Below are 16316 nucleotides of genomic sequence, written 5' to 3'. Positions count from 1 at the left end.
TGTTAGGCCTGCCGCCAGCGTTCAATCTGAGCCATGATCAAACTCTTCAATTAAAAAGCTTGACGCTCAAAGAATGTTACTGTCGTTTGATTTCCGAAGAAACCAAATTACCTATTAGTTCATATATATGAATTAACGTGTTAGTCACTCTTCAAGACTTAAAATCAAATATTTTTTTGATAGTGTCCTGTGAGTGCCCACACAGATTGTCTGATAAATTGTTAAAGAGCGGTGCGACATTTCTTGAGAAATTCGACTCAGTTTTTATCAACTTAGGTCGTTGTCGCGAGGTGGCGTATATTACGCTTTCCTCATTGAGAGTCAAGTATTTTTTTACTTAATCTTTTCAGATTCTCTCGCTGCCGGTTCAGTGTCCATCGCGCTTTGCGTTGGCTTGTTCCCGGTCAGTGGATGCGCATTATAGGGAGTCAGAAAAATCTGGCAAGTGTTTTTTGCAAAATAATTTCTAACTGATTATCCTTTATACTTCACGTGTATTTTTTCAACAAAAAATGCCATTTGGGGCAATATTTATATGAAAAAGGCGACCTTATGGTCGCCTTTTAACTTACTTTTCGACAATAACCGAGCGCTTACTTACTGCTTCGCTACGATTTCATCGTTTTCAACATCCAGAGTAATTGGTTTACCTGGGATTAATCTGCCTGACAGAATTTCTTGTGCCAGTGGGTTTTCAATCTCTTGCTGAATTGCACGTTTCAACGGACGAGCACCAAAGATTGGATCGAAACCAGCTTCACCAATTTTCTCTAATGCAGCCGCTGTTGCAGTGACTTCATAACCATGTTCTTCCAAACGTTTATATAAACGAGCTAACTGAATATTCGCAATATTCGTAATTTGCTCTTTACCTAACGGATGGAATACCACAACTTCATCAATACGGTTAATAAATTCAGGTCTGAAGTTATGAGCGACAACTTCCATCACCATATCTTTCATTTCTGAATAACCAATCATGCCAAAACGTTCTTGGATAAGATCAGAACCTAAGTTTGAAGTCATGATGATTACGGTATTACGGAAATCTACCGTTCTACCTTGCCCATCAGTTAAACGACCGTCATCTAATACTTGCAGCAAGATGTTAAATACATCTGGGTGCGCTTTTTCAACTTCGTCCAGCAAAATAACTGAATATGGGCGGCGTCTTACCGCTTCAGTTAAATAACCACCTTCTTCATAACCCACATATCCTGGAGGTGCACCGACTAAACGAGATACAGAGTGTTTCTCCATAAACTCGGACATATCGATACGAACCATGGCGTCGTCACTATCAAACATAAAGTTTGCTAGTGCCTTACATAATTCTGTTTTACCTACCCCTGTAGGGCCTAAGAACATAAACGAACCAATTGGGCGGTTAGGATCCGATAAACCTGCACGACTACGACGGATAGCATTCGACACAGCCACAACCGCTTCATCTTGCCCAATCACACGTTGATGTAATTGTTGCTCCATCCGTAACAGTTTTTCTCTTTCGCTTTCAAGCATTCTTGATACTGGAATACCTGTCCAACGAGCCAGAATTTCTGCGATTTCGACGTCAGTAACTTTATTACGTAAAAGCTTCATGCTTTTACCTTCTGCTTTCGTCGCCACTTCTAACTGTTTTTCTAATTCAGGAATACGTCCATACTGTAACTCAGACATTTTCGCCAAATCACCATTACGACGCGCTTTTTCCATCTCAATACGCGTATTTTCTAATTCAGCTTTGATATGTTGAGTGCCAGTTAATGATGCTTTCTCTGCTTTCCACTCTTCTTCTAATGCAGAATATTCACGCTCTTTTTCCGCCAGCTCTTCTTCTAACATTTCCAGACGTTTTTTACTGGCATCATCAGACTCTTTTTTCAGTGCCTGCTGTTCCAGTTTTAATTGGATAATACGTCTTTCCAATCTATCTAAAGATTCTGGTTTTGAATCCATCTGCATACGTAAGCTAGCGCCCGCTTCATCGATTAAGTCGATAGCTTTGTCTGGCAGCATACGGTCAGTAATGTAACGGTGCGATAACGTCGCTGCCGCCACAATAGCTGGGTCAGTAATTTGCACATGATGGTGCAATTCATAACGTTCTTTCAAACCACGCAAGATAGCAATGGTGTCTTCCACGGATGGTTCTGCAACATATACTTTTTGGAAACGACGCTCTAACGCAGGGTCTTTCTCTATATATTGACGATATTCATCAAGGGTTGTTGCCCCCACGCAATGCAGTTCACCGCGAGCCAGTGCAGGTTTTAACATGTTACCGGCATCCATCGCACCGTCGGCTTTACCCGCACCCACCATAGTATGTAATTCATCGATAAACAGAATGACGTTACCTTCTTGTTTAGCAAGGTCATTCAGAACACCTTTCAAACGTTCTTCAAATTCACCACGATATTTCGCCCCTGCAATCAGAGCCCCCATATCCAGTGATAAAACACGTTTGTTTTTCAATCCCTCAGGGACTTCACCATTAACAATACGCTGTGCAAGTCCTTCAACAATCGCTGTTTTACCTACACCAGGTTCACCAATTAATACTGGGTTATTTTTAGTACGACGTTGTAATACTTGAATGGTACGACGAATTTCTTCATCACGGCCAATAACTGGGTCTAATTTCCCTTGTTCTGCACGTTCGGTTAAATCAACGGTAAATTTTTTCAAAGCTTGGCGCTGGTCTTCAGCGCTTTGGTCATTCACTTTTTCGCCACCACGCATCTGTTCTATTGCCTTTTTCAAATTGTCTTTATTAACACCCGCCGCTTTCAACATATCAGCGAGGGTTGTATTGGCTTCTAAAGCAGCGAGCAGAAATAATTCTGAGGAGATAAAGTCATCCCCATTTTTCTGAGCAAGCTGGTCACATAAGTTCAAATGACGCATTAAGTCACTTGATGGTTGTACATCCCCAGCAACACCTTGCACTTGAGGGAGTCGAGCCAATGCATCTTCAATTTTGTTTTCGAACGTAACTGCGTTCACGCCGAGCGTCGTCAATAATGGACGCACGGTACCACTTTCTTGATTAAACAAAGCACTGAGTAAATGAATTGGTTCAATAAACTGATTTTCGCGCCCAAGGGCTAATGACTGGGCGTCAGCGAGAGCTTGCTGGAATTTATTAGTTAAACGATCCAGACGCATAACACCTCCAATAGAATATGATTAAAATTGCTACTGAAGATAAGATGCGGTCTGTTTTTAAATATTCAAGTTTTAGGCGGGATTATTTTTTCAATATTTGTTAATTTGGAATATTATTCCATGAACTAGTTATTTATCCATATAAGGGATGCCATTCTCCCCGTTCTCCCCTCTCGTCGGTAGGAAAAAAATCTGTTTTCATCACTGACCGTACAAAACTCACCACCATAAATGGCTGAAATGCCCGCGGCTTGTAGCTTTTTACGCGCCAGTAAATAGATGTTTGCCAGAAATTTGTCATTGTGAGGTGTAAACGCATCTGCAAGATCGGCAGATTGACCAGTAAATGCTTGTTTAACTTCTACGCCAACTTCAAATTTTTCAGGGCCAATAGCGGGCCCCATCCACGCCATAATGTCGCTCGGTTGTGCATTAAATGCCGCTAGCGTATTTTCCAATACGCCATTGCAGAGGCCTCGCCATCCGGCATGAGCCGCTGCCACTTCTTTACCATCGCGGCTGCAAAACAATACTGGCAAGCAATCTGCTGTCATGATGGCACACACTTGACCAACTTGGTTGGTATACACCGCATCCGCTTGACGATTTTCAATCTCGCTTCCCATTAAATGCAGAACATGAGTACCATGTACTTGCTCAAGCCACACGGGTTGCTGTGGTAATTGAGCAAGCTTTTCAAGACGATGGCGATTTTCACTGACTGCCTCAGGCAAATCCTCAACATGATCACCTAAATTTAGGCTATCAAAAGGCGGAAGGCTCACTCCACCTGCACGAGTTGTACTGCATGTTGAAATATTTTTAGGTTGCGGCCAATCAGGGAAAATCAACGTATTCATTACCAGTCCATATCGTCTTTATGAAGTTCAGTGTCAGCTTTCAGTGCTTCAATCAATTTCACCATATCATCAGGTAATGGCGCATGCCATTCCATTTGGATTCCTGTGATTGGGTGATAAAGACGCAGCATTGTTGCGTGTAGCGCTTGTCTATCAAAATTACGCATCACTTCGAGGAACTCTTCTGTTGCTCCTTTCAGTGGACGTGGTCGACCGCCGTATAATGGATCACCGATTAATGGATGGTTGATATGCGCCATATGAACACGGATTTGATGCGTTCTTCCGGTTTCTAAGCGTAGACGTAAGCGCGTATGAGCGCGAAAATGCTCCATGACTCGATAGTGAGTTACCGCAGGCTTGCCCATTGGATGAACAGCCATGTGCGTTCTTTTGGTTGGATGGCGAGAAATTGGCTCTTCGACCATACCGCCTGCTGTCATACGGCCAACAGCGACCGCTTCATATTCACGTGTAATTTCACGGCGTTGCAACGCTTCCACTAAGTGAGTTTGTGCAGGGACCGTTTTAGCGACGACCATCAACCCAGTTGTGTCTTTGTCTAAACGGTGAACAATGCCCGCTCTTGGTACATCCGCGATTTCAGGATAGCGATATAATAATGCGTTTAAAATGGTTCCGTCTGGATTACCCGCCCCCGGATGAACAACTAAATCACGCGGTTTATTAATAATTAGGATATCTTCATCTTCATAAACAACGTCAAGTGGAATATCTTGAGGTTCCCAACGGCTATCTTCTTCAATCAAGGCATCGATGGAAATTTGTTCACCACCTAAAACTTTTTCTTTTGCCTTATTGATAACTTTGCCGTTAACCTGCACTCTATCGTCTAAGATCCATTCTTTTATTCGAGAACGTGAATAATCAGGGAACAATTCAGCCAAAGCTTGATCTAAACGTTGACCAAGCTGTGATTCAGCGATAGTTGCACTTAATTGTACTTGTTGAGCCATAAATTAATCTACTTTTTGGTGTTTGTGTTTTGACGGCGCTGCCGTTTCATTTAAAATGTATGCTATTGTAACTCGAATTTTGCCGGGAGCCTTACGGATAGACTCCCTCGATACAGTCAGAGGATAACCAACACGTGATGATACGTATGAAATATCTGGTGGCAGCTGCCACGTTGAGCCTGGCTCTCGCCGGATGCTCCAGCAATAACGAAGTCAGCCCCGATAGTTCCCCAGCTGAGATTTATAGTACAGGTCAGCAAAAATTACAGGACGGTAACTATAACGCGGCAATTAAACAGTTTGAAGCGTTGGATAACCGCTACCCGTTTGGTCCGTATGCTCAGCAAGTACAGTTAGACCTGATTTACGCCTATTATAAATCAGCAGAGCTACCAATGGCGATAGCTTCAATTGACCGTTTCATGCGTTTAAACCCAACTCATCCCAATATTGACTACGTACTTTACATGCGTGGCTTAACGGCAATGGCGTTAGATGACAGCATGTTACAAGGTTTCTTTGGTATCGATCGCTCTGACAGAGACCCACAACACGCATTGGTTGCGTTCAAAGACTTGAGCCAATTAGTTCGTTACTATCCGAACAGCCCATATTCCAACGATGCAAGTAAGCGTTTAGTTTACTTAAAAGATCGTTTGGCAAAATTTGATCTCTCTGTCGTTGAATATTACAACAAACGTGGGGCCTATGTCGCGGTTGTTAATCGTGTCCAACAAATGTTACGTGACTATCCAGATACAGAAGCAACGCGTCAAGCGCTCGGATATATGGAAATTGCGTATAAAGAGATGGCCTTAGACAAAGAAGCAAACAAAGTCGGCAGCATTATTGCAGCAAACCAATAAATTGCTTTTTAACGCTATCGATTGAAATAAGAACGGCAGCTTCGGCTGCTGTTTTTTTTGATAATTTTAATCGTGATTTGAAATGCAGTGGGTTTGAAGATGAATCAGAGTGTGGGGATAGTTTTGAACTTTTTCTTTTAAAATTCATAATCTAAAATTTTACCCAAAAAAAGTACCGGCTATTTACCGTGTTGATAGCCAACTCTCTCAGTCTCCCTCAATATAGTTATTTTGGCAATCCTTTTACCTGCCTTTTTTAGCCAAAATCACACTTCAAGTGGGTACCCCCTTCCCCATAATTTAAGTGTGATCTAGATCAATTTTTTATTCCTAGATATCGGTATTCTGAATTCATCAAAGACGGAAACAATGAGAGGTAACTATATGATAGTTAACATTACTAGCAAACAAATGGACATCACACCAGCAATTCGTGAACACATTGAAAGCCGTCTAGCAAAACTCGATAAATGGCAAGTTTCCTTAATTAGCCCCCATGTGGTGCTATCGAAAGAGCCTCAAGGTTTTATGGTTGATGCCAACATAAAAACCGCTACCGGACAGTTGGTAGCAAGTGCTAAGCATGAAGATATGTACGTTGCAATAAATGACCTTATCAACAAACTCGAAAGACAGTTAAACAAAGTGCAACATAAAGGAGAATCAAGAAGGGCAACTAATAGTGTAAAAGAAGCGAATCTAGAAACGTTGTAATCAGTTGCGTTTAAGTAGTTACGTTATATTTTTATATTATCAATCCACTTATCTTGAAACCTTCCAAACGCGCTCATCATGGGCGCGTTTTTATATTCTGCGCTGTTTTTTGTTGACTTCTCATTCACTATCATGTCTATTTGAATAACTTCACTCGAAAGGATTTCCCATGAAACTAAATACTGTTTTCTTTTTCTTCTTTAGCCACTCACATTAAGGGGCTTTTGTCGTTCGAGAAAAAAAAGAAGACAATATTTTAAAGCCCCCTACCTAGGGGGCTTTTTTATTCACTGATGTTTGATAGGGTCGCAGAATGGAAAATAGCACTAATTTACTGAAAGTCCGTGAGAAAATTAGCCAGTTAGACAGTGAACTCCTTGGGCTTCTTGCAAAACGTCGAGGCTATGCAATTGAAGTTGCTGAAACCAAAATCGATGATAACCGCCCAATCCGTGACAAAGAGCGCGAACGACAATTACTCGATGTATTAATTAATAAAGGCACACCTCTGGGTCTTGATGGTTTTTATATTACACGCTTGTTTCAGATGATCATTGAGGATTCTGTCCTTACTCAACAAGCTATCTTACAAAAACATTTAAATCTGACACCAAGTGATACCGCAAGATTTGCATTTTTAGGACCTAAAGGTTCTTATTCCCATGTTGCCGCGCGTCAATATTCAGCTCGTCATTTTGATCAACTGGTTGAATGCAGCTGCCATAAGTTTCAAGATATCTTCTCACTCGTTGAAAGTGGTCAAGCAGATTACGGTATTTTACCTATCGAAAATACCAGCTCAGGGGCAATAAATGATGTTTACGATTTACTGCAAAATACATCATTGTCCATTGTCGGTGAAATTCGTTTGCCAATTAACCATTGCTTGTTGACCACGCCAGGTAGTGAATTAAGCAAGATTGATACAGTTTATAGCCACCCTCAGCCCTTCCAGCAATGTAGCCAATATTTATCTCAGTTCCCTCATTGGAAAATTGAATATTGCGACAGCACATCTACAGCAATGCAAAAAGTGGCAGAACATAATTCCCCTAATGTTGCTGCATTAGGTAGTGAGGCTGGCGGAGCATTGTATGGCTTAACGGTTTTGGAACATAACTTAGCGAATCAGCAAATTAATATGACTCGCTTTATTGTTGTGGCTCCACGAGCGATTGAAGTAACTGAACAAGTTCCAGCGAAAACGACGTTATTGATCACAACAGGTCAACAAGCCGGTGCATTAGTGGATGCTTTAATTATCTTAAAAAATAATAAGATAGTGATGAGTAAATTAGAATCTCGCCCAATTAATGGTAAGCCGTGGGAAGAGATGTTTTATGTAGATGTTCACGCTAACTTGCGTTCAGATAATATGCAACAAGCACTGAAAGAATTAGCTGAGATCACCCGCTCAATTAAAATTCTTGGCTGCTACCCATCTGAAAATATCGTTCCTGTAGAGCCAGAAAAAATGACGCCTTAATTTTGGCTCAAAAAAATAACACAGGTCATTAGCCTGTGTTATTTTTATTAATTACGATTTCTGTCAATCACGATTTTTGTATTGTCGCGCTGAGTTTAAAGTAATTAACCAGCTCTTGAAGGTGGTAAGCTTGGTCATTCAACGAATCTGCCGCTACGACCGACTCTTCCACCAGCCCCGCATTTTGTTGTGTTGTTAAATCCAATTGCCCCACGGCGCTGTTAATTTGTGAAATACCATCGCTCTGCTCCCTACTCGCTTGACCAATTTCACGCAATAACGCATTCATCTCTTCAACACTGGCGACCATACCGTGGATCTGCTGGCTAGCTTGTTCAACCAATTCCATACCTTCTTGGGTTTGTGAAGAGGAGTTTTCGATTAACGAACGAATATCACTGGCCGATGCAGCACTTTTTTGCGCCAATAATCTCACTTCACCCGCTACTACCGCAAAACCACGACCATGCTCTCCTGCCCTTGCTGCTTCAACAGACGCGTTCAAGGCTAAGATATTCGTTTGGAAGGCAATAGAGTCGATTAAGTTAATAATATCCGTCATTTTTTGAGATGAACCATTAATTGCGCGCATTTTATCGGTTAGCTGAACCATCATCTGACCATTGTTTTTGACTGTCACAGCCGTATTATCAGCTAACATTGTCGCTTCATGGGTATGTTCTGTGGTGTTCTGTACCGTGGATGTAATTTGCTCCATCGAACTTGCCGTTTGCTCAACAGAAGCCGCTTGCTCTTCCGTTCTAGCGGCTAAGTTCTGATTACCCGCAACAATTTGCCCTGCTGCCGCAGAAATACTCTCAGATCCATTTTGAACTTCTTGGACAATCTCAAGTAGGTGCCCTTTCATTTCACTGAGCGATTCAAGTAAGATCCCAGTTTCATCTTTAGATTGCGCTTGAATATTTTGGGTCAAATCACCACTGGCAATTGATTTAGCAAAATCAACCGCTTGCTCTAAAGGTTTAGTGATAATACGCGTGATGTACCACCCCATAACGCAGCCCACAACAATGCTAATGATTGATAAAAATGCCAATAAAACACGATTTGCTTTATAGTCATCTTCCACCTGATAACCCGTTTCTTGCATCAACATATTTTGGATGGCTATCAGGTTTTGGACTTGCTCACGATATTCTCGCTGAATAGCTGATGTTTTTGTCATCATCATTTCAATCGCGGCTTGACGATTTCCCTGATTCATAAACTCCATCATCTGTTGCTGAGTACTAATAAATTTAGCTCTCACCTCTTGGATATTATCAAGCACTTCACGAGAACGGCTATCAGTTATACTTCGATCCAACTCATCCAACAGATCAGAAATATTTTGGCTAATTTTAACTAGCTCTTCCTTGCGTTTTTCACTCCCTCGGTCATCCAATAAAATCAATTCTTGGATACCAATATAAGAATAAAAATTATCCATCACCGAGTTTGCATTAGCGGTTATTGGATAACTTTTAAAAATGACGTTCTGAATGCTTTCATTTGCTCGATTCATATTTACTAATGAAAACAGAGAACTTAAAACAATTAGCGTGATGAAAACGCCAAACGCGATAGTTAATTTCAAACTAATTTTGAGGTTCTTAAAAGACATAGGTTTACCACACTTATCATCATTTAATGATTAGTGTTATCGGTCAATGGCAAGGGATCTTTATTAGATAAATCGTTTAATTTATAAATATCGATATTATAAATTGATTAATTTCTAATTAATTGGTGGATAAACCTACTTAAGGAAGAAGCTCAATTATAAATTTAGGATAAACTACAGAAATAAGTACAATTACTTATTTATTATAAATATTAATAATGGAAATGCATTTAGCACTTTTAGCATAAAGATAGCCATTACCCTTTTTCATCGATTTATAGAGTAATGGCTAAAAGAAATTATTTACGGTTATCGTTCGCCCGCTGTAATAGAGACTGGCTTTCTTTCATAAAATGATGTGCATCTTCACCAAACCACTGGCTGACTTGCTCAAATTGTCGAATAAATTCAGCTTTATCTTTGCGCTCCAGCATTTCAATGGATTGCCCCAAAAGCTGGTAATAACGGCGGATCAATTCAACATTTTCGTCCGAAGACATGATGATATCTGCATACAATTGTGGATCTTGTGCAAACAAGCGCCCTACCATTGCCAATTCAAGACGATAAATTGGGGAAGAGAGATCCAACAACTGTTGTAGATCAACCTGCTCTTTCGCTAAATTTTGCCCATAAGTAAACGTCGTAAAGTGGCGTAACGCCTGAATAAAACTCATATTACGATCGTGTTCTTCAGGCTTAATCGCTTTCAAACGTGCGCCCCAAACTTGTAGCTGCTCCAGCAGCCATTGATAAGACTCCGCCTTTCGCCCATCACAGAATGCAAAAACTTGCTTGGCAACACTGCCAATATCAGGACCAAACATCGGATGTAATCCTAATACAGGGCCTTGATGCACAGATAGCATGGCCTCGAGTGGCTTTTGCTTCACAGAAGCAATGTCTACTAAAATTGTTTCTGGGTCTAAAGTAGGCAAACGTTTAATGACATCAACAGTGAGGTGGATAGGTACACTAATCATCACCACGCTTGCACCAGAGACTATCGAAGCCGCATTATCCCAATCCTGCTCACCCAGCAATTTAACCTGATAGCCAGAAAGGGAAAGTAGACGATGAAATAACCGCCCCATTTTCCCATTCCCACCGACGATCACAATCGGACCGGCGGTAGGGTTCAGTGTTTTAAATCCTTTGTCATTTTCGCGCGCATAGGACTCACGCATGATCCGTCGAAGAATATCTTCAATCAGATCAGGCGGGATCCCCATTCGCTCCGCTTCTGCTCGGCGAGCCGCCAACATACTAGATTCACGCTCAGGCACATAAATAGGTAATCCGTGCTGGCTTTTGACTTCACCAACTTCAGCCACTAACTGAAGCCGTCTGGCGAGCAAATCTAATAATGACTTATCAACTTCATCAATCTGTTCCCGTAAATGGGATAATTCAGCAGACATACCAATCCCTTGCTCAGCTCACTTTGCTTAATTTTTGCCCGCGCTGCTCAAGCACTGGTGATAATGCTTGGTGTAATTTACGCAACACAGACTCAGTTTCTTCCCAGTTAATGCATGCATCTGTCACCGAAACCCCGTATTTCATATTTTCACGTGGCTGTTCTGATGACTGGTTGCCTTCATTAATATGGCTTTCAAGCATAATACCTGTAATTGATTCATTACCATTAACAATTTGATCGATAATTGAATCAACCACCAGTGGCTGACGACGAAAATCTTTATTTGAGTTACCGTGGCTGCAATCCACCATTAATGATGGTTCTAGCCCGGCTTTTTTCATTTCAGCTTCACAAGCCGCAATGCTTTGCTCATCATAGTTTGGTGTTTTACCACCACGTAAGATCACATGGCCATTTTTATTACCGCTGGTATGCAGTAAGCAAACTTGACCGGATTGGTTGATTCCCATAAAGCGGTGCGGCATTGCTGCAGCTTTTAACGCATTGATGGCGGTAGATAAACTGCCATCTGTGCCGTTTTTAAAACCCACTGGCATTGATAAGCCGGATGCCATTTCACGGTGAGTTTGGGATTCCGTGGTTCTCGCTCCGATTGCTGACCAACTGAATAAATCACCTAAGTATTGTGGGTTATTAGGATCTAACGCTTCTGTCGCCAGTGGTAATCCCATATTCACTAAGTTGGTCAATAAATCGCGGGCAATATGCAGCCCTTTTTCCATTTCAAAGCTGCCATCCATAAATGGATCGCTAATTAAGCCTTTCCAACCCACGGTTGTACGTGGTTTTTCAAAGTACACACGCATCACAATATATAAGCTATCACTTAACTCAGCAGCAAGCTTCTGTAAACGCTCACCGTATTCGATGGCAGCATCTACATCATGAATTGAACAAGGACCACATACCACGAGTAAGCGCGGGTCACGCTGATGAATAATATCAGCAATCACTTTACGCGATGTCGCAATGGCATGCAGATTGCTGTTACTCAATGGATATTTTTGTTTCAGACTTTCAGGGGTGATAAGAACCTGCTCGTCTTGAATATTCACGTTATTGAGTACATCTTTTTGCATGATCATTTGATTACCTACTTATTAGCTTATTATTTGTTAGTGATGTTATTTATCGATCTTGTGTTTGGTGCGTGAGAGATAACATATCATGCATCGTAAAGATTTCAATCCAAAACCGTAAAATAATTCAATTACATGTACACAAAAAGTTACACTGTTTTATATGATTGAATTTAAATAATATTATAGGATTCAAAGAGAATGAGTTCATATTAAAAAGCAAAAAACGAACAAAATTTGTAAATATAAATTTACGAAATGAGATTTATTGAACGGTATATTCTAAATAGTTCGAGCTGTGGCTAGGCGGTAAAATGAAGACAGTGCAGGGAGCATACATAAGTATGTGACCTGCGTGGCTGAATGAAGCTAACACCGCCACAACGCGAAATATGACGAATATAAAAAAGGCCCGCAGATGCGGGCCTTTTAACTTTCGGATGTAGCGAAAGCGTATTACTTGGCGTTCAGACGCTCTTTGATACGAGCTGCCTTACCAGAACGCTCACGCAGGTAGTACAGTTTAGCTCTGCGAACAGCACCACGGCGTTTAACAGCAATGCTATCTACGACTGGAGAGTGAGTTTGGAATACACGCTCAACACCTTCGCCGTTAGAAATTTTACGAACAGTGAATGCAGAATGCAGACCGCGGCTACGGATAGCGATAACCACGCCCTCAAATGCCTGCAGACGTTTTTTAGAGCCTTCTACGACCCATACCTTAACTTCCACGGTGTCACCCGGACGGAATGAAGGTACGTCCTGCTTCATCTGCTCTTGTTCAAGTTGTTTAATAATGTTGCTCATAATAACTCTCTTACCCTAGGTAAACTGATATGTTTAGACAATTAATTGTCTGGATTCACTGGTTGCTCAGCCTGAAATTCCCGTTGGAACTCAGCTAGCAACATCCTCTGCTCGTCAGTCAGAGCTAGGCTTTCTAGAAGCTCAGGTCTTCTAAGCCAGGTACGACCGAGTGACTGCTTCATGCGCCAGCTATCGATCTTGGCATGGTTTCCTGAAAGTAGTATGTCAGGAACTTGCATGCCGTCTAACACCTCTGGTCGGGTATAGTGAGGACAATCTAACAAGCCATCAGCAAAAGAATCTTCTTGAGCTGAAGCTTGATGACCTAATACTCCAGGAATAAACCGAGAGACTGAGTCTATCAACACCATAGCAGGGAGCTCCCCGCCACTGAGAACGTAATCACCGATTGACCATTCTTCATCAATTTCGGTTTGAATGATCCGCTCATCAATACCTTCATAACGACCACAAACCAGAATTATTTTCTCATTTGTTGCCAGTTCACAAACTCCGTCTTGACCGAGTTTGCGACCTTGAGGTGAAAGGTAAATCACTTTTGCACCATCACCGGCCTCAGCTTTTGCTGCGTGGATTGCATCTTTTAACGGTTGCACCATCATCAGCATGCCTGGACCACCACCATAGGGGCGATCATCAACGGTTTTGTGTCTATCGTGAGTAAAATCTCGCGGATTCCAACACTCAACCGTTAGCAGGCTATTTTTCACTGCCCGACCAGTTACCCCGTACTCGGTTATTGCGCGGAACATTTCGGGAAACAGGCTAATTACCCCAATCCACATGATTTATCCCACTCATAAAAACCGGTAAACCGGAGATTTAAAAACCAGGATCCCACTCCACTTCAATAGTTTTGGTGGAGAGATCGACTTTCTTGATAACCTGCCCATCAAGAAACGGAACCAACCGCTCCTTGATGCCAAATGCATCTTTTAAATTTGCCTTGATGACGAGAACGTCATTCGATCCCGTTTCCATCATATCAATGACAGTACCAAGGTCATAACCCTCAGACGTCACTACATGGCAGCCCATAAGGTCTTTCCAGTAGTATTCGTCGTTGTCCAAATCAGGAAGTTGGGTTGAATCAACCGCAATTTCAAAATTGGTCAATAGAGCAGCTGCATCACGGTCTTCGACCCCTTTGAGCTTGACGATGATATCTTTGTTATGATGTTTCCAATCTTCTATTTCAATATGTTGCCATTGACCAGAGCGTTGGATAAACCAAGGTTGATAATCAAAAATACTTTCAGCATGTTCGGTGGAGGAAAAAACTTTGAGCCAACCACGAATACCGTATGCCGCGCCTAATTTGCCCAATACAATTGGGTTCGCAGGAGGCAGTAGTTTAGTTTGCTTGCTCATTGTTACCACCGTGACAGATTAAGCTACTTTTTTAGCTTGTTTGACCAGTTGTGCAACACGGTCAGAAACAGTTGCGCCTAAGCCAACCCAATGCTCAATACGGTCCAGGTCTAAACGCAGTTCTTCTGCTTGACCTGCAGCGATCGGGTTGAAGAAACCGATACGCTCAATGAAACGACCGTCACGCGCATTGCGGCTATCGGTTACAACGATTTGGTAGAACGGACGTTTTTTAGCGCCGCCACGAGATAAACGAATTGTTACCATAACATCCTCATTAGTTAACAAAACAACCAGACTCCATCGAGGGATAGAGTCCGGCTGTCATATAAAAAGCCCGAAAAGTTTACTCACTTTGACGCAAAAATCAATCAAAAGTACACTTTTGTTTCAGGCTTTATTGCTTAACGCCCCGGAAAACCCGGAGGCATCATACCCTTCATACCGCGCATCATCTTGGCGAGACCGCCTTTTTTCATCTTTTTCATCATGCGCTGCATATCATCAAACTGTTTTAAGAGTTTATTAACCTCTTGTACTGTGGTTCCAGAACCCGCAGCAATACGACGCTTACGCGATCCTTTGATAATCTCTGGTTTTTCGCGTTCTTTACGCGTCATGGATTGGATCATCGCTTCCATACGGATAGTAATTTTGTCATCCATTTGGGATTTAACCGCATCCGGTAACTGGGACATACCAGGCATCTTACTCAACATGCTGGTCATTCCGCCCATATTACGCATCTGTTTTAGCTGATTTAAGAAGTCATTGAAATCAAAGGTATCCCCTGTTTTCAGCTTCTTCGCTAATTTCTCTGCTTCATCACGGTCAACTTTGTGTTCAATCTCTTCAATCAGAGATAACACATCTCCCATACCTAAAATACGTGAAGCCACGCGCTCTGGATGGAATGGCTCAAGGGCGTCAGTTTTTTCGCCAACCCCTAAGAATTTGATTGGCTTACCAGTAATGGAGCGGATAGATAATGCAGCACCACCACGCGCATCACCGTCAACTTTGGTTAAAACAACCCCTGTTAATGGCAATGCTTCGTTAAAGGCTTTCGCTGTGTTTGCCGCATCTTGCCCCGTCATGGCATCAACCACAAACAAGGTTTCAACTGGATTGATTATACGATGGACTTCTTGGATCTCCTCCATCATCGCTTCATCAACATGTAAACGACCAGCGGTATCCACTAACAATACATCGTAGAATTGTAATTGTGCGTGTTTTAAGGCTTTTTGAACAATTGCCGCTGGCTTTTCTTGGACTTCAGATGGGAAGAAATCAACGCCAACCGCTTGTGCTAAAGTTTCTAACTGTTTGATCGCCGCAGGGCGATAAACGTCGGCAGAAACCACTAAGACTTTTTTCTTTTGCTTTTCTTTTAATAATTTACCCAGTTTTGCAACGCTGGTTGTTTTACCCGCACCTTGCAAACCTGCCATCAACACAACAGCTGGAGGCTGAGCAGATAAATTCAGCTGGTGATTCTCTTCACCCATTGCGCGGGTCAGTTCATTTTGAACAATTTTAATGAACTCTTGACCCGGTGTTAGGCTTTTATTAACGTCTTGACCAACAGCACTTTCTTTGACTTTTTGAATAAATTCACGGACGACTGGCAAAGCAACGTCGGCTTCCAGTAACGCCATGCGAACTTCGCGTAATGTATCTTTAATATTGTCATCAGTCAGACGTCCACGCCCGCTGATATTGCGCAAAGTGCGCGATAGTCTGTCAGTTAAATTATCAAACATGTGTCTTAGCTCAATTCTGTTATGGGCCTATATGTAGCCTTATTTGGTTACTCGCGCGCTGTATTTCAAGGGCAAACTCAAGATAGCCACGGCACAATTCAACGCTGTGTTGGTCGCCGATTGTATC

Annotated in this window: 14 protein-coding genes and 1 other annotated feature; of the genes, 3 read left to right on the top strand and 11 right to left on the bottom strand. The window is 42.0% G+C overall.

The window, feature by feature from the left end:
• Window positions 1–597: 597 nt before the first annotated feature.
• From clpB to rluD, 3 genes are all read right to left on the bottom strand, one after another.
• Entirely contained in the window at window positions 598–3171 is a 2574-nt protein-coding gene (gene clpB, locus GKR71_RS17660; RefSeq protein WP_036949859.1) for an ATP-dependent chaperone ClpB, read from the bottom strand.
• Window positions 3172–3296: 125 nt separating this feature from the next.
• Entirely contained in the window at window positions 3297–4031 is a 735-nt protein-coding gene (yfiH, locus tag GKR71_RS17655; protein ID WP_036949856.1) for a purine nucleoside phosphorylase YfiH, read from the bottom strand.
• Window positions 4031–5008 (bottom strand): 23S rRNA pseudouridine(1911/1915/1917) synthase RluD, encoded by a 978-nt coding sequence (gene rluD, locus GKR71_RS17650; RefSeq protein WP_036949853.1) that lies wholly within the window; start codon window positions 5006–5008, stop codon window positions 4031–4033. Before rluD ends, yfiH begins: the two co-directional genes overlap by 1 nt.
• 137 nt (window positions 5009–5145) lie before the next feature.
• Between rluD and bamD the strand changes: the two genes are divergently transcribed.
• The 3 genes from bamD to pheA all read left to right on the top strand — a co-directional run bounded on the left by bamD (window position 5146) and on the right by pheA (window position 8074).
• Window positions 5146–5874, top strand: a complete 729-nt coding sequence (gene bamD, locus GKR71_RS17645) for an outer membrane protein assembly factor BamD (RefSeq protein WP_154634644.1) — start codon at window positions 5146–5148, stop codon at window positions 5872–5874.
• A gap of 384 nt (window positions 5875–6258) precedes the next feature.
• Complete coding sequence (gene raiA, locus GKR71_RS17640; RefSeq protein WP_036949847.1) at window positions 6259–6588, top strand: ribosome-associated translation inhibitor RaiA; 330 nt, start codon at window positions 6259–6261, stop codon at window positions 6586–6588.
• Between the two features lie 168 nt (window positions 6589–6756).
• Window positions 6757–6876 (top strand) — a sequence feature (Phe leader region).
• Between the two features lie 25 nt (window positions 6877–6901).
• A complete protein-coding gene (pheA, locus tag GKR71_RS17635) occupies window positions 6902–8074 on the top strand; it encodes a bifunctional chorismate mutase/prephenate dehydratase (protein ID WP_036949843.1) in 1173 nt (390 codons plus the stop codon).
• Between the two features lie 67 nt (window positions 8075–8141).
• On the opposite strand, the gene GKR71_RS17630 is transcribed toward pheA, so the two are convergent.
• The 8 genes from GKR71_RS17630 to ffh all read right to left on the bottom strand — a co-directional run bounded on the left by GKR71_RS17630 (window position 8142) and on the right by ffh (window position 16189).
• Window positions 8142–9698: a methyl-accepting chemotaxis protein gene (locus GKR71_RS17630; RefSeq protein WP_036949840.1), complete on the bottom strand. Its 1557-nt coding sequence runs from the start codon at window positions 9696–9698 to the stop codon at window positions 8142–8144.
• Between the two features lie 299 nt (window positions 9699–9997).
• On the bottom strand, window positions 9998–11119 hold the full coding sequence (tyrA, locus tag GKR71_RS17625) for a bifunctional chorismate mutase/prephenate dehydrogenase (RefSeq protein ID WP_154600386.1): 1122 nt from the start codon (window positions 11117–11119) through the stop codon (window positions 9998–10000).
• Window positions 11120–11132: 13 nt separating this feature from the next.
• The gene (locus tag GKR71_RS17620) at window positions 11133–12227 is read right to left on the bottom strand and encodes a 3-deoxy-7-phosphoheptulonate synthase (RefSeq protein ID WP_036949837.1); all 1095 of its coding nucleotides are present in this window, start codon (window positions 12225–12227) and stop codon (window positions 11133–11135) included.
• A gap of 450 nt (window positions 12228–12677) precedes the next feature.
• A complete protein-coding gene (gene rplS / locus GKR71_RS17615) occupies window positions 12678–13031 on the bottom strand; it encodes a 50S ribosomal protein L19 (RefSeq protein ID WP_036949834.1) in 354 nt (117 codons plus the stop codon).
• 41 nt (window positions 13032–13072) lie between these two features.
• Entirely contained in the window at window positions 13073–13837 is a 765-nt protein-coding gene (gene trmD, locus GKR71_RS17610; protein WP_036949832.1) for a tRNA (guanosine(37)-N1)-methyltransferase TrmD, read from the bottom strand.
• 37 nt (window positions 13838–13874) lie between these two features.
• Window positions 13875–14423: a ribosome maturation factor RimM gene (rimM, locus tag GKR71_RS17605; protein ID WP_036949830.1), complete on the bottom strand. Its 549-nt coding sequence runs from the start codon at window positions 14421–14423 to the stop codon at window positions 13875–13877.
• An 18-nt stretch (window positions 14424–14441) separates the two neighbouring features.
• The gene (rpsP, locus tag GKR71_RS17600; protein ID WP_036949828.1) at window positions 14442–14690 is read right to left on the bottom strand and encodes a 30S ribosomal protein S16; all 249 of its coding nucleotides are present in this window, start codon (window positions 14688–14690) and stop codon (window positions 14442–14444) included.
• Window positions 14691–14827: 137 nt separating this feature from the next.
• Window positions 14828–16189, bottom strand: coding sequence for a signal recognition particle protein (ffh, locus tag GKR71_RS17595; RefSeq protein ID WP_036949826.1), 1362 nt, complete (start codon window positions 16187–16189; stop codon window positions 14828–14830).
• Window positions 16190–16316 lie beyond the last annotated feature (127 nt).

This window comes from Providencia sp. wls1922, from assembly GCF_009706505.1.
Taxonomy (GTDB): Bacteria; Pseudomonadota; Gammaproteobacteria; order Enterobacterales; family Enterobacteriaceae; genus Providencia; species Providencia lanzhouensis.
The sequence above is the reverse complement of the archived record's forward strand: the minus strand, read 5'-3'. Positions and strand labels throughout refer to the sequence as shown.

What these genes read in the sequence shown, in the direction of transcription:
- trmD (WP_036949832.1), bottom strand. Translation starts at nt 13,837, where the DNA reads ATGTGGATTGGGGTAATTAGCCTGTTTCCCGAAATGTTCCGCGCAATA.
- rimM (WP_036949830.1), bottom strand. Translation starts at nt 14,423, where the DNA reads ATGAGCAAGCAAACTAAACTACTGCCTCCTGCGAACCCAATTGTATTG.
- GKR71_RS17630 (WP_036949840.1), bottom strand. Translation starts at nt 9,698, where the DNA reads ATGTCTTTTAAGAACCTCAAAATTAGTTTGAAATTAACTATCGCGTTT.
- yfiH (WP_036949856.1), bottom strand. Translation starts at nt 4,031, where the DNA reads ATGAATACGTTGATTTTCCCTGATTGGCCGCAACCTAAAAATATTTCA.
- ffh (WP_036949826.1), bottom strand. Translation starts at nt 16,189, where the DNA reads ATGTTTGATAATTTAACTGACAGACTATCGCGCACTTTGCGCAATATC.
- bamD (WP_154634644.1), top strand. Translation starts at nt 5,146, where the DNA reads ATGATACGTATGAAATATCTGGTGGCAGCTGCCACGTTGAGCCTGGCT.
- rpsP (WP_036949828.1), bottom strand. Translation starts at nt 14,690, where the DNA reads ATGGTAACAATTCGTTTATCTCGTGGCGGCGCTAAAAAACGTCCGTTC.
- pheA (WP_036949843.1), top strand. Translation starts at nt 6,902, where the DNA reads ATGGAAAATAGCACTAATTTACTGAAAGTCCGTGAGAAAATTAGCCAG.
- tyrA (WP_154600386.1), bottom strand. Translation starts at nt 11,119, where the DNA reads ATGTCTGCTGAATTATCCCATTTACGGGAACAGATTGATGAAGTTGAT.
- rplS (WP_036949834.1), bottom strand. Translation starts at nt 13,031, where the DNA reads ATGAGCAACATTATTAAACAACTTGAACAAGAGCAGATGAAGCAGGAC.
- raiA (WP_036949847.1), top strand. Translation starts at nt 6,259, where the DNA reads ATGATAGTTAACATTACTAGCAAACAAATGGACATCACACCAGCAATT.
- clpB (WP_036949859.1), bottom strand. Translation starts at nt 3,171, where the DNA reads ATGCGTCTGGATCGTTTAACTAATAAATTCCAGCAAGCTCTCGCTGAC.
- rluD (WP_036949853.1), bottom strand. Translation starts at nt 5,008, where the DNA reads ATGGCTCAACAAGTACAATTAAGTGCAACTATCGCTGAATCACAGCTT.
- GKR71_RS17620 (WP_036949837.1), bottom strand. Translation starts at nt 12,227, where the DNA reads ATGATCATGCAAAAAGATGTACTCAATAACGTGAATATTCAAGACGAG.